The sequence below is a fragment of the Chimaeribacter coloradensis genome (assembly GCF_002858715.1).
In the GTDB taxonomy this organism is placed as follows: Bacteria; Pseudomonadota; Gammaproteobacteria; order Enterobacterales; family Enterobacteriaceae; genus Chimaeribacter; species Chimaeribacter coloradensis.
In genome coordinates, this window is sequence record NZ_PJZH01000005.1 from 195,835 (window position 1) to 219,782 (window position 23,948).

Below are 23,948 nucleotides of genomic sequence, written 5' to 3' on the forward strand. Positions count from 1 at the left end.
TCATTCATTGCATAAAAAAAGCCGGTCAGCGTATGCTGACCGGCTTTTTTACTGCCTGATGGGCATCAGAACAGTTCGTGCGTCTGGCCGTTATCCATCAGCGTGGTGCCGACATCATGCACGGCGTGCTCGGTAGGCTGTGTCCCGTCGATGAAGTACTCCACGCGGCTGCCGGCACCGCCGTCCGCCAGCTTGCCGGTGCGCTTGTCGATGGTCACACTCACCACGCCCGGCGGCGGGGTCACGGCCTGCTCCGGCAGCCCTTCCAGCGCGGTTTTCATGTACTCATCCCACGCCGGCTGGGCACTCTTCGCCCCGCCTTCCGCCCCGGCAATCTGATCCGGAATGGCACCAGATGCGGTGCTGCGGCCCAGATCGCGGCGGTGGTCATCAAAACCAATCCAGACGGAGGTCACGGTTTCCGGGCCATAGCCTGAGAACCAGGCATCTTTCGAGTTATTCGTCGTGCCGGTTTTGCCGCCGATATCGTGGCGTTTCAGGTCACGCCCGGCACGCCAGCCGGTGCCCATCCAGCCCGGTTCGCCGAAGATGTTGCTGTTCAGCGCGTCGTGGATCAGGAAGGCCAGCGGGGTGCTGATCACATGCGGCGCATACTGCTGGCCGGTGGGGGCAGGCTGGCCGGGGCTGACCTGCTCCAGCTGCGGCATCGGCGCGGCGGCATTGGCGTTCGGATCACGGGATACCGCCACGTTCTCCACATTATCATCCGACAGCACCACAGAACGCTGGGTTTCGCCGTAGATCACCGGGAGATTACAGTTATCGCAGACCACTTTCGGCGTGGTTTCGAACACGGTGTTCCCGCCCTCATCCTCAATTTTGGTGATGAAGTAAGGGTCTACCAGGAACCCGCCGTTAGACAGCACCGCATAACCCCGCACCAGTTGCAGCGGCGTAAAGGAGGCTGAGCCCAGTGCCAGGGATTCCGAGTGGACGATGTTCTGCGCCGGGAAGCCGAAGCGTTGCAGGTACTCTGCCGCATAATCCACGCCCATGGCGCGCATGGCGCGGACCATGACCACGTTTTTCGACTGCCCCAGCCCCTGACGCAGGCGGATCGGCCCGTCATACACCGGCGGGGAGTTCTTCGGCCGCCAGTCCGTACCGGCACCCGCATCCCAGCGGGAGATCGGCAGGTCGTTCAGGATGGTGGCCAGCGTCAGCCCTTTGTCCATCGCCGCGGTATAGAGGAACGGCTTGATGTTGGAGCCGACCTGGCGCAGCGCCTGGGTGGCACGGTTGAATTTGCTCAGGTTGAAGTCGAAGCCCCCCACCAGCGCTTTGACGGCGCCATCCCTTGGGTTAAGCGAAACCAGCGCGGAGTTGACGTCCGGCACCTGTGCCAGCCACCAGTCATTCTCCACCTTGCGCACCCAGATCTGCTCGCCCGGCTGCACCACATCGGAAACCCGTTTCGGCGTCGGCCCCTGCAGGTTGTCAGATTTGAATGCGCGCGCCCAGCGTACGCCCGCCAGCGGCAGCGTCACCGCCTCGCCGGTCGACAGCATCGCCGTGGCCTGGTCGGCCGAAGCCTGCGTCACGACAGCGGGGAACAGCGGGCCATATACCGGCAGGGATTTCAGCGTCTTGATGATCTGCTGCTCGTCCCAGGCGGGTTCACCGCGCTGCCACAGCACCTTGGTGGGGCCGCGGTAACCATGGCGCATATCATAGGCCAGCACGTTATTACGCACCGCCGCCTGCGCCGCCAGCTGGTTCTTTTTGGTGATGGTGGTGTAGACCCGGTAGCCGTCGTTATAGGCATTTTCACCGTAACGCTTCACCATCTCCTGACGCACCATCTCTGACAGGTAAGGGGCGGAGAATACGATGCTGGGCGCATGGTAATCCGCCTCCAGGTTTTCATCCCGCGCCTGGTCATACTGGGCCTGGGTGATGTAGTTCTCCTCCAGCATCCGCGCCAGCACCACATTACGGCGCGAGAGCGCACGGGTATGGGAGTAGAGCGGGTTGAAGGTCGACGGTGCTTTTGGCAGGCCGGCGATTACCGCCATTTCGCCCAGCGTCAGCTGGCTGACGTCCTTACCGAAATAGACGTGGGCCGCCGCACCGACACCGTAAGCCCGGTAACCGAGATAGATCTTGTTCAGATACAGCTCAAGGATCTCATCTTTGGTCAGCAACTGCTCAATACGGATCGCCAGGAACGCTTCCTTTATTTTACGCATCAGGGTGCGTTCCGGGCTGAGGAAGAAGTTACGCGCCAGCTGCTGGGTAATGGTACTCGCCCCCTGCGACGCATGGCCGGACGCCAGCGCCACCGAGGCGGCACGCACAATGCCTACCGGGTCAACGCCGTGGTGCTCATAGAACCGGCTGTCTTCCGTGGCAATAAAGGCGTGAACCATTTCCGGTGGGATCTGGTTCAGCGTCAACGGGATACGGCGCTTCTCGCCATACTGGGCGATCAGGTCGCCCTCTGCGCTGTACACCTGCATCGGGGTCTGTAAGCGCACATCTTTCAATGTGGCCACATCCGGCAGCTGCGGCTCGATGTACTTGTACAAGCCGTAAATCGAGGCAGCTCCCAGCACAATGCAACACACTGCAAGAATCAAAAAATACTTTACGAACTTCACCTGAGATTTCCCACTTAATGTCGTTTGGGCAGTTTATAAACAATCGCGGCGTAGTATAAAGGCAACCCTACATCATAGATACGTTCTTTTATCATCTGACGTCAGGGAGGCGGCACAGGATGGCCGGAGGAAAATGGCAAATTGGTCTGGATATTCAGCCACATGGCTGTTACGCGATAGCGGTCGTGCGCCACCGGGGAGGGTATCAGCTGCGCGGCGGCTGGCACCTGCCGCTGCCCGCTGATGAGCCGCTTTCCGGCGAGCCGGTACTGCCAGGGAGCCGGTTGGAAAGCCTGCGCCGCTGGCGCGCCCTGTTACCCCGGCGCTTCTCCCTGCGGGTGGCCCTGCCCGCTGCACGGGTGCTCCAACGCAGTTTGCCGGCACCGGCGGCCCAGTTACAGGAGCCGCACCGTGAGGCGTTCCTGCTGACCCAGGCGGCCCGGCTTTTTCCGCTGGATCGTGATGCGCTGGTGTTTGACTACCGTACCCCGCCCGGCCAGCCGCAGCAGGTTGTGGTCACCGCCGCCCACCGGCAGGAGCTGGCCGCCTGGCTCGCCCGGTTGCAGGGAACCGGCCTGCAACCGGATGCCGTGGACATCGCCCCTTGTGCACTGCATTACATCGGCGCGCTGGCGAATGTACCGCCGGATGCGCTGATGCTTCACCACCTGCCGCAAGGGTGGCTGTGGGTCACCCCGCGTACGTTGCCTTTCCAGTACGGCATGGCAGGCAGCGCGGAGCATGCCGCGGCGGTGCAGGCTGCGCTGCCCGAACCGCTGCAATCGCGGCCGTGCTTTTTCTCCTCGGCGTTGCCGGAGCCGGTGCCCGAAGGTATGCAGGGCTGGGCACCCTTCAGCCGCTTACCGGGCGCGCTGCCTGCGGAGACTGTGCCCGGCGCTTTTGTGCTGGCGGCCGGGCTGGCTGTCAGGCCGGAGGATCGCGAATGATGCAGGTTAACCTGTTGCCGTGGCGGCAACAGCGGCGTCAGGCGCGCTGGCAACAGCTGATGCACATTACCGGGGCTGCGCTGCTGCTCCTGGCCGTCGTGATGCTTGCCGGCTGGGGGCTGTTGCATCAGCGGGCAGCGGCATGGGCTGCCCGGCAGGCAGTTGCGGCGTCACAGTTGCAGGCCCTTCAGCAGCAGGCGGCGCAGCGGCAGGCGCTGGTGGATCGTCATGCTTCATTAATACAGCAGGCGCACGCGGCCCGGCAGCGGCAACAGGCACGCCGCCGCCATCTGCGGCTGCTGGAGGAGATAGAGCACGCGATCCCCGCCGGCGTCTGGCTGACCCACTGGCAGGAGCAGGCGGGGGCGGTGCACTGGCAGGGGCTGGCTTATCGTTATGACCGGGTGCTGGCTTTCGCTGCTGCCTTGCGGCAGGGCCGGGAAGCGGTGGCAGTGACGCTGGAGAACATCCGTCAGCAACCTGACGGGCTGTTTCACTTTGGTCTACAGGCAACATGGAAGGTAAAGGAACAGGATGACCTCTTATCTGCAACAGATCGTGGCGCAGTGGCAGCACCGGCCGCGCCGGCAACAGACAGGCGTGGCCTTGCTGCTGCTTTTATTGCTCACTGGCATCGGTTGCCGGGCACTGCTGCTGCCCAGCTGGCGGCAGGTTAAGGCGATGTCTGCAACCTGGGCGGTAACCCGGCAGGCGATTACCCAGCAACAGGCTCAGCTGGCTGCACAGGCCCCGGCGGAGTGGCTGAACCAGCAGATCGCCCGGCTTGAGGCGAGCCATGCACCCCCGGCTGCCGCTGACACAGAGATGCCTTTTCTGCTGGCCGGCCCGCTGCGGCACGCCAACAGCGAACTGTTGAGCTGGGAGCCGGACATGGATCGCCCGCCAACCTCAGCGGTGCGCTGGCGGCTGGCTGTGCGCACCTCTTACCCCGGGCTGAAGCAGTTTCTGGAGGCAATCGCCGGGCTGCCGTTGCCCGCCATTGCGCAGATGGGGATCGCACCGGGGCCGCACGGCCTGGAAGTGACGCTGTGGCTCGCGATGACACCGGAGGCTGACTGATGAACGTTTCTCACCGGTGGTGTGGCGCGCTGCTCTGCAGCCTGCTGATCGGGGGGCTGGGGGAGGGGCATGCCGCGCCAGGGCGCGATCCGTTTGCGCCTCAGCCGCAACCTCCCTGCGTTGACGCTGCCGCCCTGCGGCTGGGCGGTATTCTGCGTGGTGGTGATACGCCGCATGCCTGGCTGCAGGATGCCGCCGGCCGCTGGCAAAACGTGACGCCCGGCGCACAGCTGGGTACGACCGGCTGGCGGGTTGAACAGATTGCAACAGGCAGTGTGACGCTGGCTGCTGACCCGGGCGTCTGCCCGGACTCCCGCCCTCTGCAGCTCTATTTAGGAAAAGCCAAAAACAGGCTTGACGATAAGGAAATCTGATGAAAAACATAAACCGGCATGCCGCCTGGGTCATGATGCCTGCGGCGGTGAAATGCCCTGCTGTGCTGTTACGCCTTGCCCGGTGCAGCTCTGTTCTGGCTTGTTTATTCCTGCTGGTCTGGTCAGTCAGTGGCGGCGCGCAGCCTCCTGCCGCCTCCCTGGATCTGGAGTTTCACGATGCGCCGGTGAGTGTGGTGTTACAGGCATTAGCGGACCATCAACAGCTGAATCTGGTGCTGGCACCGGGCGTAGAGGGCAACCTTTCGTTGCGCCTGAAGGGGGTGCCCTGGCAGCAGGCGCTGGCGGTGGTGCTCAAAATGGGCAGGCTGGCCGAGGTCCGCGAGAAGAACGTGCTGATGATTTTCCCGCAAACTTATCAGGATGAGCAGCAACAGCAGCAGCGTGCGCAGCAAAAGCTGCTCGCCGATGACCGCCCGCTCGCGACCCTGAGCCTCGCGCTGGAACATGCTGACGCCGCGGCCGTCGCTGCCAGCCTGAATGCGCAGCGTGCGACCTTGCTCTCCCCGCGAGGGAGCATCGTCACGGACGCGCGCACCAATACCCTGCTGATCCATGACACGGACGAGAAGCTGGCGGCACTGGAGCAGTGGGTCACGGAGCTGGATCAGCCGTTACAGCAGGTTCAGCTGACGGCCCATATCGTTACCATCAGTAATGAGAGCCTGCGTGAACTGGGCGTAACCTGGGGGCTGGCGGAGGCGGAAAACGTGGCCGGCAATTTCCGGCTGAATAATTTTGCCGTCGGGCTGCCGGTCGCGGGCAGTACGGCTACCGCCGGGTTCACGCTGGCGCGGATAGACAGCCGGTTACTTAGCCTGGAGCTGAGCGCGCTGGAGCAGGAGAACCAGGTCGAGATCATCGCCAGCCCGCGCCTGCTGACGGCCCATCAGCAGACTGCCAGCATCAAGCAGGGCACCGAGATCCCCTATCAGGTTTCGAGCGGGGCCAGCGGTGCCACCTCTGTTGAGTTTAAAGAGGCGGTGCTGGGAATGGAGGTCACGCCCAGGGTGCTGGGCAACGGCAGAATCAACCTCGCCCTGCAGATTACCCAGAACATGCCCGGCCGCAGCATTCAGCAGGCGGAAGGGGAGGCGCTGGCGATCGACAAGCAGGAGATTAAAACGCAGGTCACCGTCGCAGAGGGGGAAACCGTGGTGCTGGGCGGCATTTTCCAGCAACACCATGAAAACACGCAGGACAAGGTGCCGGGGCTGGGCGATATTCCGTTACTCGGCGCACTGTTTACCCACGACCGTAAAAAGCGCCGGGAGCACCAACTGGTTATTTTTGTGACGCCTGCGCTGGTCAGCATCCCCTGAGGGGCGACGCACGGGGCACCAACAGGGAAAGCGGGTGGGGCCGGGGCATAAACCGGGGCGTATTCAGGCAGTAATCGGGGCAGGGTTGTGCAACTTTTTGTGTCGGCAGAGTCATCTGCGTTTGACGCTGCGACCGATTTAGCATACAAGGGTTACCGAATTGCGCACCGAGATTCTTATTCCACGAGAAATGCCGATAAAAACGTATGGTTTCCCTCCTGCGGCAGAGTAACGATTTATTCGGTTGCCAAACTACCAAAAGTGCTGAGATAATTTTTCGTCTGATCTCGCACTATCGCTCATGAGGTTTCAGTTTAGGTCCCGCCGCTGATTTGATTGGCGGGGCGGGTTATCATTAACGAATTGTCTTAGTAATACCGAAAAACATGGCAGAGAAACGCAATATCTTTCTGGTTGGGCCTATGGGTGCCGGCAAAAGCACTATTGGCCGTCAGTTAGCTCAGCAACTCAATATGGAGTTTTTCGACTCCGATCAAGAAATTGAGCGACGCACCGGAGCTGATGTGGGCTGGGTATTCGACGTGGAAGGCGAAGAAGGTTTCCGCGATCGCGAAGAAAAAATCATTAATGAGTTAACGGAAAAACAGGGCATTGTGCTGGCGACAGGCGGAGGTTCAGTGAAATCACGTGAAACCCGTAACCGTTTGTCCGCGCGCGGCGTTGTCGTCTATCTGGAAACCACCATCGAAAAGCAGCTTGCCCGCACCCAGCGCGATAAAAAACGTCCGCTGCTGCAAGTTGATGCGCCGCCGCGTGAAGTGCTCGAAGCGCTGGCGAAAGAGCGCAATCCGTTGTACGAAGAGATTGCTGATGTCACCATCCGCACTGATGATCAAAGCGCCAAAGTGGTGGCTAATCAGATCATCAACATGCTGGAAAGCAATTGATTCATTCCCGTCATCTCTGAGGGGGCAGGTTAACAGCAGGTAAACGTCAAAAAGGTCACTGAGCGCGACATGGAGAAGATTACCGTAACGTTAGGGGATCGCAGTTACCCCATCACGATTGCTGCCGGATTGTTTAACGATCCGGCTTCTTTTATCCCGCTGAAAGCCGGTGAGCGGGCCATGCTGGTAACCAACCAGACCCTGGCCCCGCTCTACCTGGATAAGGTGCGTTCAGTGCTGGAACTGGCGGGCGTGCGTGTTGACCACGTTATCCTGCCGGACGGTGAGCAGTTCAAATCGCTCACGGTGATGGAACAGGTCTTCTCCGCCCTGCTGGAGAAACCCCACGGCCGTGATACGACCCTGATCGCCCTCGGCGGCGGCGTTATCGGTGACCTTACCGGTTTCGCCGCGGCCTGCTACCAGCGCGGTGTCCGTTTCATCCAGGTTCCTACCACCCTGCTGGCACAGGTTGACTCCTCCGTCGGCGGCAAAACGGCCGTTAACCATCCCCTCGGCAAAAACATGATCGGCGCGTTCTACCAGCCTGCGTCCGTGGTGGTCGATCTTGATTGCCTCAAGACCCTGCCGCCGCGCGAGCTGTCGTCGGGCCTGGCGGAAGTCATTAAATATGGCGTCATTCTTGATGCGGATTTCTTCGTCTGGCTGGAACAGAATATTCACGCCCTGATGGCGCTGGATATGACGGCGCTGGCGTACTGCATCCGCCGCTGCTGTGAGCTGAAGGCGGAAGTGGTGGCCGCAGACGAGCGTGAAAACGGCCAGCGTGCCCTGCTGAATTTAGGCCATACTTATGGCCATGCCATTGAAGCAGAAATGGGTTACGGCAACTGGTTGCATGGTGAGGCGGTGGCGGCAGGCATGATGATGGCTGCGCACACTGCCCGGCGTCTCGGCCAGTTCAGTGAGCAGGACGTGGCACGCCTCAAGGCGCTGTTACAGCGTGCCAACCTGCCGGTCAATGGCCCGCAGGAGATGGCGGCTGCCGCCTACCTGCCCCATATGATGCGCGATAAAAAAGTGCTGGCCGGTGAACTGCGTCTGGTACTGCCGACGGCTATCGGCCGGTCGGAAGTGCGCAGCGGTGTACCCCATGAGCTTGTTCTGGCCTCAATTGATGATTGCCGGGTCGGGGCGCAGCCCTGACCTTCACCCCGGCGCTGTGTTGGTGGCCGGCCCTATAATGACGCACACAGGTTAATCAGCCCGCATCGCCTTTTATGCAGGCTTTTACCTCTGAGTTGGAGGATGACGATGGATGAGTTAAGACCCGAAGACGATCTGAAACCGGACACCAGCGACCGCCGCCCGGCACGCCGGCGCTCCGCCTCCCGCTCCTCCGCTCCCCGATTTGCCATTTCGCGCCAGCACATGATGATTGCCATCGGGATTCTGGTGCTGCTGCTGCTTATCCTCGGCATCGGTTCGGCGTTAAAAGCGCCCACCCCGCAGGAAGCCAGCCAGCAATCCAACGCCCCGAAAGATATTAACCTGTCCGGCAACGAGAGCGCCCCGGCAACCGCTGCCGCCAATGCCCCGGCGGCCGGTCAGCCGCAGGACATCAGCGTGCCGCCGATTTCCGATACCCCGACGCAGGCCGCCCCGGCGCAACCGGCCCCCGGCCAGCAGCGTGTTGATCTGCCCGGTAATATGACGGATGCGCTGTCGCAACAGCAGAGCCAGGTGGATACGGCTTCCCAGGAGATGATGGGCGGTGAGGGCACTGCCACACTGCCGACTGGCCCGGCGACCCTTTCACCCTCCGCTGCGCAGGCACCGCGCACGGCAGTGAAGCCGGCTGCGCCGGCATCGCGCCCGGAATCCCATGCGCGTACAGAAACCCATGCCGCCGCACCGCAGAAGGCACCGGCAAAAATGGCCCCGGCCCACACGGCACCGGCCCGTACGGCTGCCGCCCCGGCAGGCAGCACCCAGTCATTGCAGAGCGCCCCGGCCAGCCACTACACCCTGCAGCTGAGCAGTGCGTCCCGCGCCGACTCACTGAATGCGTTTGCCCGCCAGCAGAAACTGACAAACTATCAGGTTTATCAGACCAGCCGTGACGGGAAACCCTGGTATGTGCTGGTGAGCGGCAACTACGCGTCATCAGCAGAAGCGAAGCAGGCGATTGCACGGCTGCCGGCGGACGTGCAGGCCAAAAAACCGTGGGTCAAACCTGTACGCCAGGTACAGCAGGACCTGAAGAAATAAACCTTAGTTGTGCGCTGATGTGCTGTCTGAAAGTAGAGTACACTCCGCGGCTCTGAATTGTATAAGTAGCTAACCGACGGCATGAAGAAAAACCGCGCATTTTTAAAATGGGCCGGTGGCAAATATCCCCTGATTGAGGAGATTAAACGCCACCTGCCTGAAGGTGACTGCCTGATTGAACCCTTTGTTGGTGCCGGTTCTGTGTTTCTCAACACGGAGTATGACGCCTACGTCCTGGCTGACATCAACAGTGATCTGATTAACCTCTACAACATCGTCAAGACCCGCACGGATGACTTCGTCCGCGATGCACGCCTGTTGTTCAGTGATGAACATAACAACGAAGCGGCTTTCTACCGGTTGCGTGACCAGTTCAACAGCAGCACGGACCCTTACGAGCGGGCGCAGCTTTTCCTTTATCTCAACCGCCACTGTTACAACGGCCTCTGCCGTTACAACCTGAGCGGTAAATTCAATGTGCCGTTCGGGCGCTATAAGCGGCCCTACTTCCCGCACGATGAACTCTATTGGTTTGCGGAAAAAGCGCGTAATGCCACCTTCGTGTGCGAAACCTATCAGCAGACGCTGACCAACGCCGCCCCGGGCGCGGTGGTCTATTGCGATCCGCCTTACGCCCCGCTTTCTGCCACCTCGAATTTCACGGCTTACCACACCAATGGCTTTGGCGTGGCCGATCAGCAGGAGCTGGCGCGCCTGGCGACGCTGCTTTCGGCTGAGCGCCGGATCCCGGTGCTGATCTCCAACCACGACACGGCGCTGACGCGCGACTGGTATCAGCAGGCGGCAGAAATGCATGTGGTCCAGGTGCGGCGCACCATCAGCAGTAATGCGTTCGGGCGTAGTAAAGTGGACGAGCTTTTGGCACTGTATAGACGTTGAGGATGGCGCGGCCCGGTAGCGGGGCGCGATCCTGAGGTTGACTAACCCTTACCGTTTGGAGATGCGGATGAACCAGTTTTTGATTGCACCGTCTATTTTATCGGCAGATTTTGCCCGGCTGGGTGAAGATACCGCCAACGTGCTGGCGGCCGGGGCAGACGTGGTGCACTTTGACGTCATGGACAACCATTATGTCCCGAACCTGACTATCGGCCCGGCAGTGTGTAAAGCGCTGCGTGACTACGGGATTACCGCGCCGATTGACGTTCACCTGATGGTGAAACCGGTAGACCGGCTGGTGCCGGATTTCGCCGAAGCGGGTGCCAGCTATATCTCGTTCCATCCGGAAGCCTCCGAACATATCGACCGCACGCTGCAACTGATCAAAAGCCACGGCTGCAAAGCGGGTATGGTATTTAACCCGGCGACCCCCCTGAGCTACCTGGATTACGTCATGGACAAGCTGGACGTGATCCTGCTGATGTCGGTGAACCCCGGCTTCGGCGGGCAGTCCTTTATCCCGCATACGCTGGATAAATTACGCCAGGTACGCCAGCGCATTGACGAAAGCGGCTATGACATCCGCCTGGAAGTGGATGGCGGGGTGAAGGTCGACAACATCGGCGACATCGCGGCCGCGGGTGCGGACATGTTCGTGGCCGGCTCGGCCATTTTCAACGCGCCGGACTACCGTGCGGTGATCGATCAGATGCGCGCTGAGCTGGCGAAGGTCTCCCGTGGCTGATTTCAGCGCGATCCGCGCGCTGGCTTTTGATCTCGACGGCACGCTGGTACACAGTGCGCCGGGGCTGGCGCAGGCCATCGACCTGGCGCTGGCAGAGGCGGGGTTACCGCAGGCCGGTGAGGCGCGTGTCAGCACCTGGATCGGCAACGGTGCTGATGTCCTGGCAGAACGCGCGCTGGCCTGGGCGCAGCCGGAAAACACCCCGGATACCGCCCCGTTCCGCGCCCGGTTCGACCACTTCTATGCGCAGACCGTAGAACACGGCAGCCAGCTCTTCCCGGAGGTGCGCGACACCCTGGCGCAGCTGGCCCGCCACGGCCTGCCGATGGGCCTCGTCACCAATAAGCCGACCCCGTTTGTGGCCCCGCTGCTGACGGCGCTGGGCATCGCTGACTATTTCTCGCTGATCATCGGCGGTGATGATGTGGTGGTGAAGAAGCCGCACCCCGCGCCGCTCTACCTGATGCTGGGCAAACTGGGCGTCCGGGCAACGGAGATGGCCTTTGTCGGCGATTCCCGTAACGATATTCAGGCCGCACAGGCAGCCGGTTGCCCGTCAATCGCCCTGACCTACGGTTATAACTATGGTGAGGCGATCGCGCTGAGTCAGCCCGATTGCGTCATAGATCGCTTTGCCGACCTGTTGCCCACCCTTGGGCTGTCATCCTTTAAGAATCAGGAAGCATAAACATGAGTAAGCCCATTGTATTTAGCGGCGCACAGCCATCCGGTGAATTAACCATTGGTAACTACATGGGTGCACTGCGTCAGTGGGTCACAATGCAGGATGAGTTCGAGTGCATTTACTGCATCGTTGATCTTCATGCCATCACGGTACGCCAGGATGCGGAGAAGCTGCGCAAAGCCACACTGGACACGCTGGCACTCTACCTCGCCTGCGGCATTGACCCGCAAAAGAGCACGATTTTTGTTCAGTCGCACGTGCCGGAGCACACGCAGCTGAGCTGGGTGCTGAACTGCTACACTTATTTCGGCGAGCTGAGCCGCATGACGCAGTTCAAGGACAAATCGTCCCGTTATGCGGAAAACATCAACGCCGGCCTGTTCAGCTACCCGGTGCTGATGGCGGCAGACATTCTGCTCTACCAGACCAACCAGGTGCCGGTAGGCGAAGATCAGAAACAGCATCTTGAGCTGAGCCGTGACATCGCGGCCCGTTTCAACGCCCTGTACGGCGATGTGTTTAAAGTGCCTGAGCCGTTTATCCCGAAATCGGGCGCACGCGTGATGTCGCTGCAGGAACCGACCAAAAAGATGTCCAAGTCGGATGAAAACCGCAACAACGTGATTGGCCTGCTGGAAGATCCGAAAGCGGTGGCGAAGAAAATCAAACGCGCCATGACCGATTCCGACGAGCCGCCGGTGGTGCGCTACGACGTCGCCAACAAGGCAGGCGTCTCTAACCTGCTGGACATCCTCTCCGGCGTGACCGGTAAAACCGTGGCCGAGCTGGAGCCGGAATTTGAGGGGCTGATGTATGGCCACCTGAAAGGGGCAGTGGCGGACGCGGTGTCCGGCATGCTGACTGACCTTCAGGCGCGTTACCACCATTTCCGCAATGATGAGGCGCTGTTGCAGCAGATCATGCGTGATGGCGCGGCTAAGGCGCGCGCCCGTGCGCAGGAGACGCTGAAGAAAGTCTATGACGCCGTGGGTTTTGTGGCGCAGCCGTAACCGTCACCCTGTGAAAAAACCGCCTCCGGGCGGTTTTTTTATGCCTGAAAGCCGGGTGTGGCAGGCATAAAAAAAGGGTGCCGCGCGGGCACCCTGGAGTAAGGCTGAAAGGTAATCAGTGGGCTGCGCCGGCGGCGTGGCCGTGCATCCGGTGCTTAGTGACAAAGCCCAGCAGCAGGCACATCACGAACACCACCAGATAGAGGCCGTTCGCGGTAGCCAGCGCTGCGTGTTCGCCGCTCTTCGCCACAATCGGGCCGGTCACCACGAAGGTCAGCATGGTGCCGACGGTGCCGCAGGTCAGGATGAAGTTCACCAGCTTCGGCGACGAGACGCGGGTCTGTTGCGAACCGAGGGTGATCAGCGTGGTGTAAATCGCGCTGGAGACAAAGCCCAGACCCAGAATGTAATAGTGCAGCAGCGACGCATCTGAGGTGCTGATAAACAGGTACATCAGCAGGGTGGAAGCTGCCGCCAGAATAGTGACGATACGTTGCAGGTCGAAGAAGCGCAGCACGGCGCTGAAGACCCACATGCCGACCATATAGGCCGTCCAGAAGTTACTCACCAGGCTGCCCGCCTGGGTGATGTCCATATTGAACTGCTTGGCCGCATAGGTCGGCACCCACTGGATAAAGCCGAGCTGGCCGAGGATGTAGCAAAGCGCCGCCACGGACAGGAACAGCACACCGATGCCCCATTTCTCTTTTTTCACTGACTGCGCCGCTTTCGGTGCGTCGTTGCCCAGTTTCGGGAAGTCAGACATCAGCGTCAGGATAAAGATGGCGATGTAGATAACGCCGATGCAGGCATAGACCCAGTACCAGGCGATGCTGCGCGCCAGCAGGGCGGCGGCGATAATCGGGAACAGCGTCCCGGCCATGCTGAAGAAGGAGTCGGTAAACAGCAGGCGGGAACCGCGCTGGCGGCCTTCATAGATATGGGTGATCAGGAAGGTGCCGATCGACATGGTAATGCCGCTGACCACGCCGAGAATGAACATACAGCCGGAGAACACCGCCAGGCTATGGCTGTTCATCAGGCCGACAATGGCGACCAGCATCAGGAAGAAGCCAAAGATCAGCTGACGCTTCAGGGCAATAATTTCCATCAGCCAGGCGTTAAGGAAAATAGAGACCAGAATACCGGCGTTTAAAAAGGTAAAGGTGTTACTCATGCTGGAAATCGGCAGGTTGAAGTACTGCGCGATATTTCCCATCACCATCCCGGTGACGATCACCAACGCGCCGGTAAGTGCGTAGGAGAAGAAACTAATCCATGTGAGCCTGATTCGATTGCTGTTAGTCATAGACGTGCCTGGTTGTCAGTTGAACATAAGTGTGGGGTGTGAACTGGCAATCCGCCTGAAGGGTCAGGCGTGAAGCGCAGAATCGTAACACAGGGTCTGGATTAATTTGTGACGTATCTCGTAGTTCGCGTGTAATGAATGCAATAAATCCGAAAAGGTTGTCGGGTCTCACCGATTTAACATCCGGATTTCGCTGTCAGGCACCGTGAACCGGGGCACCAACGCAAAAATCGCCGGGCCGGTCAGGTAAGATAGGGCCGGCATTTTACAAATGATTCACATCCGTAAGAATGCGTACACTTTTTGTTAAAGTAAATAAAAGTAAAGCGCTGGCGCGGGTGGGGGAGCCTCTTTAGAATCAAGGCGTTTGTGTTGTTTGTATCCGGAGAAAGGAACCCGTTCATGTTCAAACGTACGTTAGTGGCCTTCGCCACGCTGTTTTCCCTGGCCGCATTGTCCCCGGCGGCGATGGCCGCGGCAGAGACACATGTCATGCTTACCACGTCAGCGGGAAATATTGAGCTGGAGCTGGATAGTCAGAAAGCCCCGGTTTCCGTGAAGAATTTTATCGATTACGTCCAGAGTGGTTACTATAACAACACCATTTTCCATCGCGTCATTCCGGGCTTTATGGTGCAGGGCGGCGGCTTCACTGCCGATATGCAGCAGAAAATCACCAATGCGCCGATTAAGAATGAAGCGGACAACGGCCTGCGTAACCTGCGCGGCACCCTCGCCATGGCCCGCACCGCCGATAAAGACAGCGCCACCAGCCAGTTCTTTATCAACGTGGCGGACAACGCCTTCCTTGACCACGGCCAGCGCGACTTCGGTTATGCCGTGTTCGGGAAAGTGGTGAAAGGCATGGACGTGGTCGACAAGATCTCCCAGGTGAAAAGTGAGAATGTCGGCCCGTACCAGAATGTGCCGTCCAAACCTATCATTATCCAGTCTGCCAAAGTCCTGCCGTAACCTGCTGTCAGGCCGGCAAACGCGCCGGCCTGCTGCTCCCCCTCTGGCGATAATCCGCGCTTCTGCCCGCTTCCCCCGGTACCACTGTCTATACTTAGCCGCATACCGGCAGGCATCGCCTGTCATTACCGGAGGCATCACCCGCCCAAAAGGAGGTCTGCTGTGGCGAAGAAGATGACGCAGAAACAGAAAGAGAAGCTGTTTCAGCAACACAAAAATGCCAATTTCCAGGCAAGTATGGCGCTTGATGGTTACCAGGTAGAGGCCGTGACGCTCACTGCGGAGCAGGCGTTGGCACGTATTGAGCAGGTGAGGGCTGAGTATGAACGATAAGTTTGGTGACGGGGCCGATCCCTATCTGTATGCCAACTCGCAGGTGCTGAAAAACAAGCTGGGCATCCGCAAGGCCGCCACGCTGCTGGAGGCGGAGCAGGTGCTGACGCCGCTGCGCGCCGCAACCATTGAGCTTGGCCCGCGTGAGTGCGGGTTGCCGCACCTGTGCGCCATCCATCAGGCGCTGTTCCAGGATCTCTACGCCTGGGCCGGTGAGCTGCGCGAGATGGACATCTACAAACAGGACACCCGCTTCTGCCACTTTGCCTATATCGAAAAAGAGGGCAATGCGCTGATGCAGGCGCTGGAAGATGAGGATTATCTGGCAGATCTGCCGCGCGACACGCTGGTGGAGCGGCTGGCCTACTACTATTGTGAGCTGAATGTGCTGCACCCGTTCCGTGAAGGCAACGGCCGGGCGCAACGGATTTTCTTTGAGCAACTGGTGATCCACGCCGGGTATCTGATCGACTGGTCACAGACCGATCATGCGGCCTGGGTAACGGCCAACGAAAAAGCTGCGTTCGGTGACCTGACGGAATTGACCGCCATCTTCAATAAAGTCGTGAGTGAGCCCGGCGAAAGTGCGTAGAATTGCCCGGAGATAGTTTGCCGGAATGACTTATGCTGTTGCTGATAGATAACTACGACTCCTTCACCTATAACCTGTACCAATATTTCTGCCAGCTTGGCGCTGAGGTACAGGTTGTCCGTAATGACCAATTGACCCTGACGATGATTGAACAGATGGCCCCTGAACAGCTGGTGATCTCGCCGGGGCCATGCACGCCCGATGAGGCAGGCATCTCTCTGGCTGCCATCCGCCATTTTGCCGGTAAGTTGCCGATTCTCGGAGTCTGCCTTGGGCATCAGGCGATGGCACAGAGTTTCGGGGCGAGCATCGTGCGGGCGCGCCAGGTGATGCACGGCAAGACTTCGCGCATTGTGCATGACGGCCGGGGCGTGTTCCGGCAGCTTAATCAGCCCCTGACGGTGACGCGTTACCACTCGCTGGTGATTGACCCGGAGAGCCTGCCGGACTGCTTCAGCGTGACGGCCTGGACAGAGCGTGACGGCGCACAGGATGAGATCATGGGCATCCGCCACCGCAGCCTGCCGCTGGAGGGGGTGCAGTTTCACCCCGAGAGCATCCTGAGCGAGCAGGGGTTACAGCTGCTGGAGAACTTCCTCCGGCAGTAAAGCGGCGATTATTTTCTGCCCCACCGCTTTTCAGGTTGCTGCTGTGTGATTTATTATGCATATTTCGTGATTATAATTTCACATGTTGACGCGGGCGAGGCTCGTGCCGGCTGATCTAACGGCAGATGGAGAGCGGTATGACAGAGAAAGCAGCAGTAGGGCGTGACACCTTTGATCAGGTAATTTTGCCTGTTTATGCACCGGCACAGTTTATCCCGGTGAAGGGCAAGGGCAGCCGCGTTTGGGATCAGCAGGGCAAAGAGTACGTGGATTTCGCAGGCGGCATCGCCGTGACGGCGCTCGGCCATTGCCACCCGGCGCTGGTGGCGGCGCTGCATCAGCAGGGCGAAACCCTGTGGCATGTCAGCAACGTCTTCACCAATGAGCCGGCACTGCGGCTGGCGAAAAAGCTGATCGACGCCACCTTTGCCGAGCGGGTCTTTTTTGCGAATTCCGGTGCCGAGGCTAACGAGGCCGCCTTCAAGCTGGCGCGTTATTATGCGTCCCACCGCCACAGCCCTTATAAAAGCAAAATCATCGCATTCCATAACGCCTTCCACGGCCGCACGCTGTTTACCGTCTCTGTCGGCGGCCAGCCGAAATATTCCGATGGCTTCGGCCCGAAACCGGCGGACATCGTCCACGTGCCTTATAACGATCTCGATGCGGTGAAAGCGGTGATAGATGACCACACCTGCGCCATCGTGGTCGAGCCGATTCAGGGCGAGGGCGGCGTGACCCCGGCCGATCCGGCCTTTTTGCAGGGCCTGCGGGCACTGTGCGACGAGCACCAGGCACTGCTGGTGTTTGATGAAGTGCAGAGCGGCATGGGCCGCAGCGGCAAACTGTTCAGCTACATGAACTATGGCGTCACGCCCGATATTCTCACCACCGCCAAGGCGCTGGGCGGCGGCTTCCCGGTCAGCGCGATGCTGACCACTGTGGAGATCGCCTCCGCAATGACGGTCGGCACTCACGGCACCACCTACGGCGGCAACCCGCTGGCCTGCGCCGTGGCTGAAGCCGCGCTCGACACCATCAACACCCCGGCGGTACTGGCCGGGATAGAGGAGCGCCGCCAGCACTTCCTGAGCGCCTTAGAGGAAATTAACCACAAACATCAGGTGTTTAACGAGGTGCGCGGCATGGGCCTGCTGATCGGGGCCGAGCTGAGCGAGCCCTACCGCGGCAAAGCGCGTGAAATCCTGATGGCCGCGGCAGCCCAGGGGCTGATGCTGCTGAACGCCGGGCCGGACGTCATGCGCCTTGCGCCGTCACTGGTGATCGAGTTTGAGGACATCAAAGAGGGCATGGCGCGGCTGGAGAAGGCGATTGCGGCAGTGGTCAGCGCGTAACGCGATCTTCACCTTGCGAAACCGCCTCCGGGCGGTTTTTTTTATCCTTTGCCGGGTGGCGGATGAGCCAGATGCCGTGGTGCGGGCGCTGCGGCCAGGCCAGGGATGAAATGGTATTCATCACGCTGAGGTGGGCAATGATGCGTTGCAGGTGCCGCTCCATCTCCGTGAGCGGGATCTCCGGCGCACTGTCCGGCGCGCGGAACATCGGGCGCTGGCTCTGGCCGCCGTCGGCGGGGCCATCATACATCAGCCGCTGCTGGCAGCTCTGGATGGCGATCTCGCTGGTCTCCAGATAGGCCTGCGCCAGTACCGGCGTCATCACCTCATGTTCGCGCGCCAGAATGGTCATGGCGTTGAGGTGTTCCACAATCGACTGGCTGTGCATCACCCACAGGCGCATATCCGCCAGATAGCGGGAGTTAAAGCCCGGCTCCTGCATCGCCTGGTTCAGGGAGGTGTAAAGCGTGTTATGCGCCTGGTTGGCCATCACACGCGCATAGGCCAGCTTCGCCGGGTCGGGGTCTTCCTGCAACAGCAGGCGGATTGCCTCCTGATCGGCTTCCAGCGCCTGATGGGCGTTCTCCCGCAGCAGGCCGCTCTGCCACTGGGGCCAGAGCCAGATGGTGCTGCCGAGCGCCAGACCGCAGCCGAGCAGGGTGTCCACCAGCCGTGGGAGCAGGAAATTGATGCCGTTTTGCGTCACCAGTTGCAGGGTATAGACGGCAGTGACCGTCAGCCCGACCATCGCCAGCCCGTAGTTTTTGCGCAGCACCAGATAGGAGGGCAGCATGATCAGCACCATCAGCCCGAGCATAATCCCCTGGTGCAGTTGCAGATGCAGGACGCCCGCGGCGATCACCAGCCCGGCCAGGGTGCCGACGGCCCGGTGCTGGATGCGCACGCGGGTGGCGTTATAGCCGTTCTGGATCACCAGCAGCGACGTCAGCAAGACCCAGTAAGGTTTCGGCAGGTCAAAGAACAGGCCGAGGGTGCTGCCGGTCGCCAGCATGACCCCGACCCGCGCCGCGTTGCGCAGGGACATCGACTTCCAGGAGAGGTAGCGGCGCAGGGCCGGCCAGAACGGCAGGCGGTTCTGGGTCGCCATCAGATCACGGCGGTAGAGCGGGCGCTGGGTGTGCAGCAGGCGGGCGATACGGCTGAAGTGGTAGTAGCAGAACTGGCCGACCGGGTTATCGTGGTAGCGGTTGGCGAGCTTCTCCAGCGCCTGTAGCTCTTTGTCCATCGCAAAGGGGCCGGGGCGGCGGTGGTAGAGGATGTCATCGGCGATCATGCGCAGCCGCTGGGCAATCACCTCTGCATTCCGGCGGATAATCGCCTCTGCCTGGCTCTGCGCCACCAGCTTCTGTACCTCTTCCGGCTGGTGCAGGCTGACGGTAATGTGCTCCTGCAGATCCAGCGCCACCTGAAAAGTGCGGAACAGCCGCTTATTGTGCGGGTTGTTTTCGCTGGCAAGCATATGCAGCTGCTGGTAGTTCTGGACGATCAGCTCCATCACTTTCTGCTGGCGTTTCAGCAGCGGTGGCAGTGCGGTGTCCGGGTCGATGTGCTGGGTCAGCAGGCGGTATTTCGCTTCCAGGTAATCCCCCAGCTCGCGGTAGAGCAGGCTGAGGCTTTCGCGCATCGGCTGCTCCTTCCAGAGGCGGAACCAGCCCCAGGTAAACAACCCGTACCAGAGGGTGCCGAGCACAAACAGGCCCGGTGCCTGCCACAGGGGGGCGGTGCCGGCCATGCTCAGGGTAAAGATCGCTGCCACCAGGGTGCCGTTCAGCAGGCGGCCATGCAGCGGGCTGATTTCGCCGGTCACGCCGAGCAGCAGCGCCAGCGCCAGCATGATCAGCGGCAACGGCCAGTGGGCGTAGAGCAGCAGCAGTTGCAGCACCAGGCTGCACACGGCAAACAGCGAACCACCGATGGCCAGGCGTCTGAAATAGCGTTTGTGCGGGGTATCGAGGCCGGCGATGTTGCAGCAGGCGGGCACCAGGGAGAACAGCAGGCCGGTCTGTAGCTGGCCGAACAGCAGGGCAATGGCCGCCGGCAGACAAAGCACCAGCGTTTGTCTGAGCGCGTAATTGACCTCAGGATGGTAGATAAGCCTACGCCACATGAAGAGTCACACGACAACGGCGCAGCGCGGGTTCCGCGGCTGAGCCGTTTTACGAGGGATTAACGGGTGCCGTAAACGACAATCGTCTTACCGTGGGCGGAGATCAGGTTCTGATCTTCCAGCATTTTTAGGATACGGCCGACCGTTTCGCGGGAGCACCCCACAATCTGGCCGATCTCCTGACGGGTGATTTTGATCTGCATGCCATCCGGGTGGGTCATGGCGTCGGGCTGTTTTGCCAGGTTCAGCAAAGTCTGCGCGATGCGGCCGGTTACATCCAGGAAAGCTAAATTGCCGACTTTCTCTGACGTCACCTGCAGGCGGCTTGCCATCTGCGCGGAGAGGCGCATCAGAATGTCCGGGTTGACCTGGATAAGCTGGCGGAATTTCTTGTAAGAGATCTCCGCGACTTCACAGGCGGTTTTGGCGCGCACCCATGCGCTGCGCTCCTGGCCCTCTTCAAACAGGCCAAGCTCACCGATGAAATCTCCCTGGTTGAGGTAAGAGAGGATCATCTCTTTGCCCTCTTCATCTTTGATCAGCACGGCAACCGAGCCTTTCACGATGTAGTAGAGCGTTTCTGCTTTTTCACCCTGGTGAATCAGCGTACTTTTGGACGGGTATTTATGAATATGACAATGAGACAGGAACCATTCGAGAGTAGGGTCTGTTTGCGGTTTGCCGAGAACCATTTGCTTTTATCCTCTGTTGTAATCGCTGCCCAAAATCACAGGGCTCAGAGTTCCCTGTACGGCGTTCTTATAAAAATAGGTATCGTTGTAGAGTATTAACTGTCTGATAATGCTGCAAGGTAACGGCTGAAAAAGAAGCATCGGGCAGTTCCGCCGCTCCGTTGAAAACCTGACCTTGCTCCATACAGAACATTTTGTTTCGGGTTTGTTTTATCACAGCCAGAACCGGGTGTCTTCTGTTGTCTCGCTTCAGCATGATGAAGATCGGCCTGATTGCCTGTTTTACTGTGACAGGGTAGGCTGTTTTAAGAAAATAACCGGAGAATAGCGTATGCAGGCACGGGTAAAGTGGGTTGAAGGGCTGACGTTTATGGGCGAATCCGCCTCGGGCCATCAGGTGCTGATGGACGGCAACGCCGGGGATAAAGCGCCGAGCCCGATGGAGATGGTGCTGATGTCCGTCGGCGGTTGCAGCGCAATTGATGTGGTCTCTATTCTGCAGAAAGGGCGCAACGACGTGCGCGACTGCGAAGTGCGCCTGACCTCAGAACGGCGTGAAGAGGCGCCGCGCACCTTTACGCATATCAATCTGCATTTTGTGGTCACCGGCAAAGGGCTGACGGACAAAGTGGTCGAGCGCGCGGTCAATCTTTCAGCCGAGAAGTACTGCTCTGTTTCGCTGATGCTGGGCAAGGCCGCAGAGGTCAGCCACAGCTTCGACATTATCAGCGTTGAGTAAGCCAGCCGGGCGGCCTGCGCCGCCCGGTATCAGATAATCTTTTTCCCTTCCAGCAGCCGTGCCACCAGCGGCCCCATGATCAGCTCCATCGCCAGCCCCATTTTGCCGCCCGGCACCACCAGCGTATTGATGTGCGAAATAAATGACCCTTGCAGCATCGCCAGCAGGTAGGGGAAATCGATCGAATCCAGCCCGCGGAAGTGGATCACCACAAAGCTCTCATCCAGTGACGGGATCGCCTTGGCAGCAAACGGGTTCGAGGTGTCGACCGTCGGCACGCGCTGGAAGTTGATGTGGGTGCGGGAGAACTGCGGCGTAATGTAGTTGATGTAGTCCTCCATTGACCGCACCACCGAATCCATCACCGCTTCCCGTGAGTGGCCGCGCTCGCTGGTGTCGCGGATCAATTTCTGGATCCACTCCAGGTTAACGATCGGCACCACGCCGACCAGCAGATCGACATGTTGCGCCACGTCGTGCAGATCCGTGACCACGCCGCCGTGCAGCCCTTCATAGAACAGCACATCGGTATTTTCCGGCAGTGGGTGCCACGGGGTAAAGGTGCCCGGCACCTGGTTGTAGGGCACCGCTTCATCATAGGTATGGAGGTATTTACGCGAACGGCCGGTGCCGTCCTGCCCGTAGTGAATAAAGGATTGTTCCAGCAGGCCGAAGTCATTGGCCTCAGGGCCGAAATAGCTGATATGCCGCCCCAGATCGCGCGCCTTGCGGATCGCCATGTCCATCTCCGGGCGGGTGTAACGGTGGAAGCTGTCGCCCTCCAGCTCAGCAGCGTGCAGGTTCAGATCCTGGAAAATTTTCCGGAACGCCAGGCTGGTGGTGGTGGTGCCGGCACCGCTGGAACCGGTGACGGCGATGATCGGGTGTTTGGCTGACATAGTGTTCAGAACTCCGTTAAGGGGTGATGCCTGCATACCGTGCAATCAGCATAATTAATGACAGTGTTATCATAATTATGCGCAGGCAGCCAGCGGCGGCGGGCCGCCGCATGACCTCATCCCTGTTCCTGGGCGTCCCCCCGGAACTGGCCGCGCGGCATGATATTCACTGACTCATGCAGCTCAGACCAGACCAGCACCACCTCGCCGCTTTTCAGCTGACGACGTACATCCTCTACTTTCTGCGTCAGGGTGCGCTCATGTTCGCCATAATCGGTGCCTTCACGCAGTACAAAGGCTTCTATCAGGTTGTCCAGCGTGTCGCTGTCCAGCTCTTTCCAGGGAATAATCATCTCTCAGGCTCCTGTAAATAGGGGGCCAGCCAGGCGGGGATCCGCTGCTCCAGCCACATCTGCGGGCGCTTAAAGCTGCCGCTGACAAAACCAACATGGCCGCCGTGCTCCGTCAGCTGATACTCGACATTGGCAGGCAGCTGGCCGGCATCGGGGATGACGGCGTCGGTCATAAAGGGGTCGTCCCTGGCATGGATGATCAGCAGGGGCGTGGTAATGCGCGGCAGCAGCGGCATGGCGCTGCACCGGCGGTAGTAATCCAGGGCGTCATCGAAGCCGTGGGCGCGGGCGGTGATGGCATCATCAAAATCGCGCAGACGCCGCAGCCTTTTCAGCTGTTGCAGGTTAATCGGCAGGGTGTCGGGGTAGGCCTGCAATTTACGCGTGGCATTGCGTTTGAGCTGGTCGAGCAGGTAGCGCTGATAAAAGCGCGAAAACCCTTGCTCCAGCTTTTGCGAGCACGGCTCCAGCAGCAGCGGGGCGGAGACGATCACTGCCGCGTTGAGGCGCGCGCATTCCGCCTCCTCCCCAAGGTAGCAGGCCAGCATATTGCCGCCCAGCGAAACGCCCACCGCCGCCGTGGGGACGCGGCCATGCGTCTCCTCCAGCCAGCGCAGGAAGAAGCGGGCATCTTCGGTCTCCCCAGAGTGGTAGATGCGCTTCAGGCGGTTGGCCTCGCCGCTGCATCCACGGAAGTGCATCACCACGCCGAGCCAGCCGCGCTGCTGCCAGGCGTGCAGCAGCCCATGCGCATAGGGGCTGTAGAAGCTCCCCTCCAGGCCGTGGAACAGCACCACCCGCGGTTTATGCACCGCCTGTGCCGGAGGTTCGCTCCAGGCGAGATCGACGAAATCCCCGTCGGGCAGCTCCAGCCGCTGCCAGTGCGGGGTCAGCAGCGCCTGCCGCCGGTAGAGCCGTGGCAGCAGCGTTTGCAGGTGCGGGTTACGGGCGCCGCGCATCGCCTGAAAGGTGTCGTGCATAAGAGGACTGTTTTTCTTTATCAGTAGGGGCGGCGGTGCCTGTGCGTCGATCAACACAGTTGCCGGATAGTGTTCATCATATCCTATAACCGGAATGCGGCGCGCGCCCGCTTCCCGGCGCGGAATTTCCGGCCCTGGAGGCCGGA

At 60.1% G+C, this 23,948-nt stretch carries 25 protein-coding genes; 18 read left to right on the forward strand and 7 right to left on the reverse strand.

Annotation, left to right across the window (positions count from 1 at the left end; translation table 11 throughout):
* Window positions 1-65: 65 nt before the first annotated feature.
* Window positions 66-2,621, reverse strand: coding sequence for a peptidoglycan glycosyltransferase/peptidoglycan DD-transpeptidase MrcA (mrcA, locus tag CYR32_RS08270; RefSeq protein ID WP_101823906.1), 2,556 nt, complete (start codon window positions 2,619-2,621; stop codon window positions 66-68).
* A gap of 119 nt (window positions 2,622-2,740) precedes the next feature.
* On the opposite strand from mrcA, the gene CYR32_RS08275 reads away from it, so the two are divergent.
* From CYR32_RS08275 to trpS, 12 genes are all read left to right on the forward strand, one after another.
* Window positions 2,741-3,568, forward strand: a complete 828-nt coding sequence (locus CYR32_RS08275; protein ID WP_146000680.1) for a type IV pilus biogenesis protein PilM — start codon at window positions 2,741-2,743, stop codon at window positions 3,566-3,568.
* The gene (locus tag CYR32_RS08280; RefSeq protein ID WP_101823908.1) at window positions 3,565-4,245 is read left to right on the forward strand and encodes a PilN domain-containing protein; all 681 of its coding nucleotides are present in this window, start codon (window positions 3,565-3,567) and stop codon (window positions 4,243-4,245) included. The genes CYR32_RS08275 and CYR32_RS08280 overlap by 4 nt, the downstream gene beginning before the upstream one ends.
* 4 nt (window positions 4,246-4,249) lie before the next feature.
* Complete coding sequence (locus CYR32_RS08285; protein ID WP_101823909.1) at window positions 4,250-4,648, forward strand: hypothetical protein; 399 nt, start codon at window positions 4,250-4,252, stop codon at window positions 4,646-4,648.
* On the forward strand, window positions 4,648-5,022 hold the full coding sequence (locus CYR32_RS08290) for a DNA utilization family protein (RefSeq protein WP_101823910.1): 375 nt from the start codon (window positions 4,648-4,650) through the stop codon (window positions 5,020-5,022). The genes CYR32_RS08285 and CYR32_RS08290 overlap by 1 nt, the downstream gene beginning before the upstream one ends.
* The gene (gene hofQ / locus CYR32_RS08295; protein ID WP_241523785.1) at window positions 5,022-6,362 is read left to right on the forward strand and encodes a DNA uptake porin HofQ; all 1,341 of its coding nucleotides are present in this window, start codon (window positions 5,022-5,024) and stop codon (window positions 6,360-6,362) included. The genes CYR32_RS08290 and hofQ overlap by 1 nt, the downstream gene beginning before the upstream one ends.
* A gap of 386 nt (window positions 6,363-6,748) precedes the next feature.
* A complete protein-coding gene (aroK, locus tag CYR32_RS08300) occupies window positions 6,749-7,270 on the forward strand; it encodes a shikimate kinase AroK (RefSeq protein ID WP_072927460.1) in 522 nt (173 codons plus the stop codon).
* A gap of 69 nt (window positions 7,271-7,339) precedes the next feature.
* A complete protein-coding gene (gene aroB, locus CYR32_RS08305) occupies window positions 7,340-8,437 on the forward strand; it encodes a 3-dehydroquinate synthase (protein WP_101823911.1) in 1,098 nt (365 codons plus the stop codon).
* A 108-nt stretch (window positions 8,438-8,545) separates the two neighbouring features.
* Window positions 8,546-9,502 (forward strand): SPOR domain-containing protein, encoded by a 957-nt coding sequence (locus CYR32_RS08310; protein ID WP_101823912.1) that lies wholly within the window; start codon window positions 8,546-8,548, stop codon window positions 9,500-9,502.
* An 81-nt stretch (window positions 9,503-9,583) separates the two neighbouring features.
* Complete coding sequence (gene dam, locus CYR32_RS08315; protein ID WP_101823913.1) at window positions 9,584-10,402, forward strand: adenine-specific DNA-methyltransferase; 819 nt, start codon at window positions 9,584-9,586, stop codon at window positions 10,400-10,402.
* Between the two features lie 67 nt (window positions 10,403-10,469).
* Complete coding sequence (gene rpe, locus CYR32_RS08320) at window positions 10,470-11,147, forward strand: ribulose-phosphate 3-epimerase (RefSeq protein WP_101823914.1); 678 nt, start codon at window positions 10,470-10,472, stop codon at window positions 11,145-11,147.
* Entirely contained in the window at window positions 11,140-11,835 is a 696-nt protein-coding gene (locus CYR32_RS08325) for a phosphoglycolate phosphatase (RefSeq protein ID WP_101823915.1), read from the forward strand. Before rpe ends, CYR32_RS08325 begins: the two co-directional genes overlap by 8 nt.
* Before the next feature lie 2 nt (window positions 11,836-11,837).
* Window positions 11,838-12,842 (forward strand): tryptophan--tRNA ligase, encoded by a 1,005-nt coding sequence (gene trpS / locus CYR32_RS08330; RefSeq protein WP_101823916.1) that lies wholly within the window; start codon window positions 11,838-11,840, stop codon window positions 12,840-12,842.
* Between the two features lie 115 nt (window positions 12,843-12,957).
* Here trpS and tsgA read toward each other — a convergent pair whose 3' ends face one another.
* Entirely contained in the window at window positions 12,958-14,151 is a 1,194-nt protein-coding gene (gene tsgA / locus CYR32_RS08335; RefSeq protein ID WP_101823917.1) for an MFS transporter TsgA, read from the reverse strand.
* 402 nt (window positions 14,152-14,553) lie between these two features.
* Here tsgA and ppiA point away from each other — a divergent pair, with 402 nt between their 5' ends.
* The 5 genes from ppiA to argD all read left to right on the forward strand — a co-directional run bounded on the left by ppiA (window position 14,554) and on the right by argD (window position 18,011).
* Complete coding sequence (ppiA, locus tag CYR32_RS08340; RefSeq protein ID WP_101823918.1) at window positions 14,554-15,123, forward strand: peptidylprolyl isomerase A; 570 nt, start codon at window positions 14,554-14,556, stop codon at window positions 15,121-15,123.
* Window positions 15,124-15,297: 174 nt separating this feature from the next.
* Entirely contained in the window at window positions 15,298-15,456 is a 159-nt protein-coding gene (locus CYR32_RS08345) for a YhfG family protein (RefSeq protein ID WP_101823960.1), read from the forward strand.
* Entirely contained in the window at window positions 15,446-16,048 is a 603-nt protein-coding gene (locus tag CYR32_RS08350; protein WP_101823919.1) for a putative adenosine monophosphate-protein transferase Fic, read from the forward strand. The genes CYR32_RS08345 and CYR32_RS08350 overlap by 11 nt, the downstream gene beginning before the upstream one ends.
* Before the next feature lie 32 nt (window positions 16,049-16,080).
* Window positions 16,081-16,656, forward strand: coding sequence for an aminodeoxychorismate synthase component II (locus CYR32_RS08355; RefSeq protein WP_101823920.1), 576 nt, complete (start codon window positions 16,081-16,083; stop codon window positions 16,654-16,656).
* 137 nt (window positions 16,657-16,793) lie between these two features.
* On the forward strand, window positions 16,794-18,011 hold the full coding sequence (gene argD, locus CYR32_RS08360) for a bifunctional acetylornithine/succinyldiaminopimelate transaminase (RefSeq protein WP_101823921.1): 1,218 nt from the start codon (window positions 16,794-16,796) through the stop codon (window positions 18,009-18,011).
* On the opposite strand, the gene CYR32_RS08365 is transcribed toward argD, so the two are convergent.
* Both CYR32_RS08365 and crp read right to left on the reverse strand, forming a co-directional pair.
* Window positions 18,001-20,139 (reverse strand): YccS/YhfK family putative transporter, encoded by a 2,139-nt coding sequence (locus CYR32_RS08365; RefSeq protein WP_101823922.1) that lies wholly within the window; start codon window positions 20,137-20,139, stop codon window positions 18,001-18,003. The two genes, argD and CYR32_RS08365, sit on opposite strands and share 11 nt — an antisense overlap.
* 59 nt (window positions 20,140-20,198) lie before the next feature.
* Window positions 20,199-20,831: a cAMP-activated global transcriptional regulator CRP gene (gene crp / locus CYR32_RS08370; RefSeq protein ID WP_004090925.1), complete on the reverse strand. Its 633-nt coding sequence runs from the start codon at window positions 20,829-20,831 to the stop codon at window positions 20,199-20,201.
* Window positions 20,832-21,162: 331 nt separating this feature from the next.
* Here crp and CYR32_RS08375 point away from each other — a divergent pair, with 331 nt between their 5' ends.
* Complete coding sequence (locus CYR32_RS08375) at window positions 21,163-21,570, forward strand: OsmC family protein (RefSeq protein WP_101823923.1); 408 nt, start codon at window positions 21,163-21,165, stop codon at window positions 21,568-21,570.
* 29 nt (window positions 21,571-21,599) lie between these two features.
* Here the strand turns inward: CYR32_RS08375 and CYR32_RS08380 are convergent, their stop codons facing one another.
* From CYR32_RS08380 to CYR32_RS08390, 3 genes are all read right to left on the reverse strand, one after another.
* Window positions 21,600-22,469: a phosphoribulokinase gene (locus CYR32_RS08380; protein WP_101823924.1), complete on the reverse strand. Its 870-nt coding sequence runs from the start codon at window positions 22,467-22,469 to the stop codon at window positions 21,600-21,602.
* Window positions 22,470-22,585: 116 nt separating this feature from the next.
* Entirely contained in the window at window positions 22,586-22,822 is a 237-nt protein-coding gene (locus tag CYR32_RS08385; RefSeq protein ID WP_101823925.1) for a YheU family protein, read from the reverse strand.
* Window positions 22,819-23,802, reverse strand: a complete 984-nt coding sequence (locus CYR32_RS08390; protein ID WP_101823926.1) for a hydrolase — start codon at window positions 23,800-23,802, stop codon at window positions 22,819-22,821. Before CYR32_RS08390 ends, CYR32_RS08385 begins: the two co-directional genes overlap by 4 nt.
* Window positions 23,803-23,948: the final 146 nt, after the last annotated feature.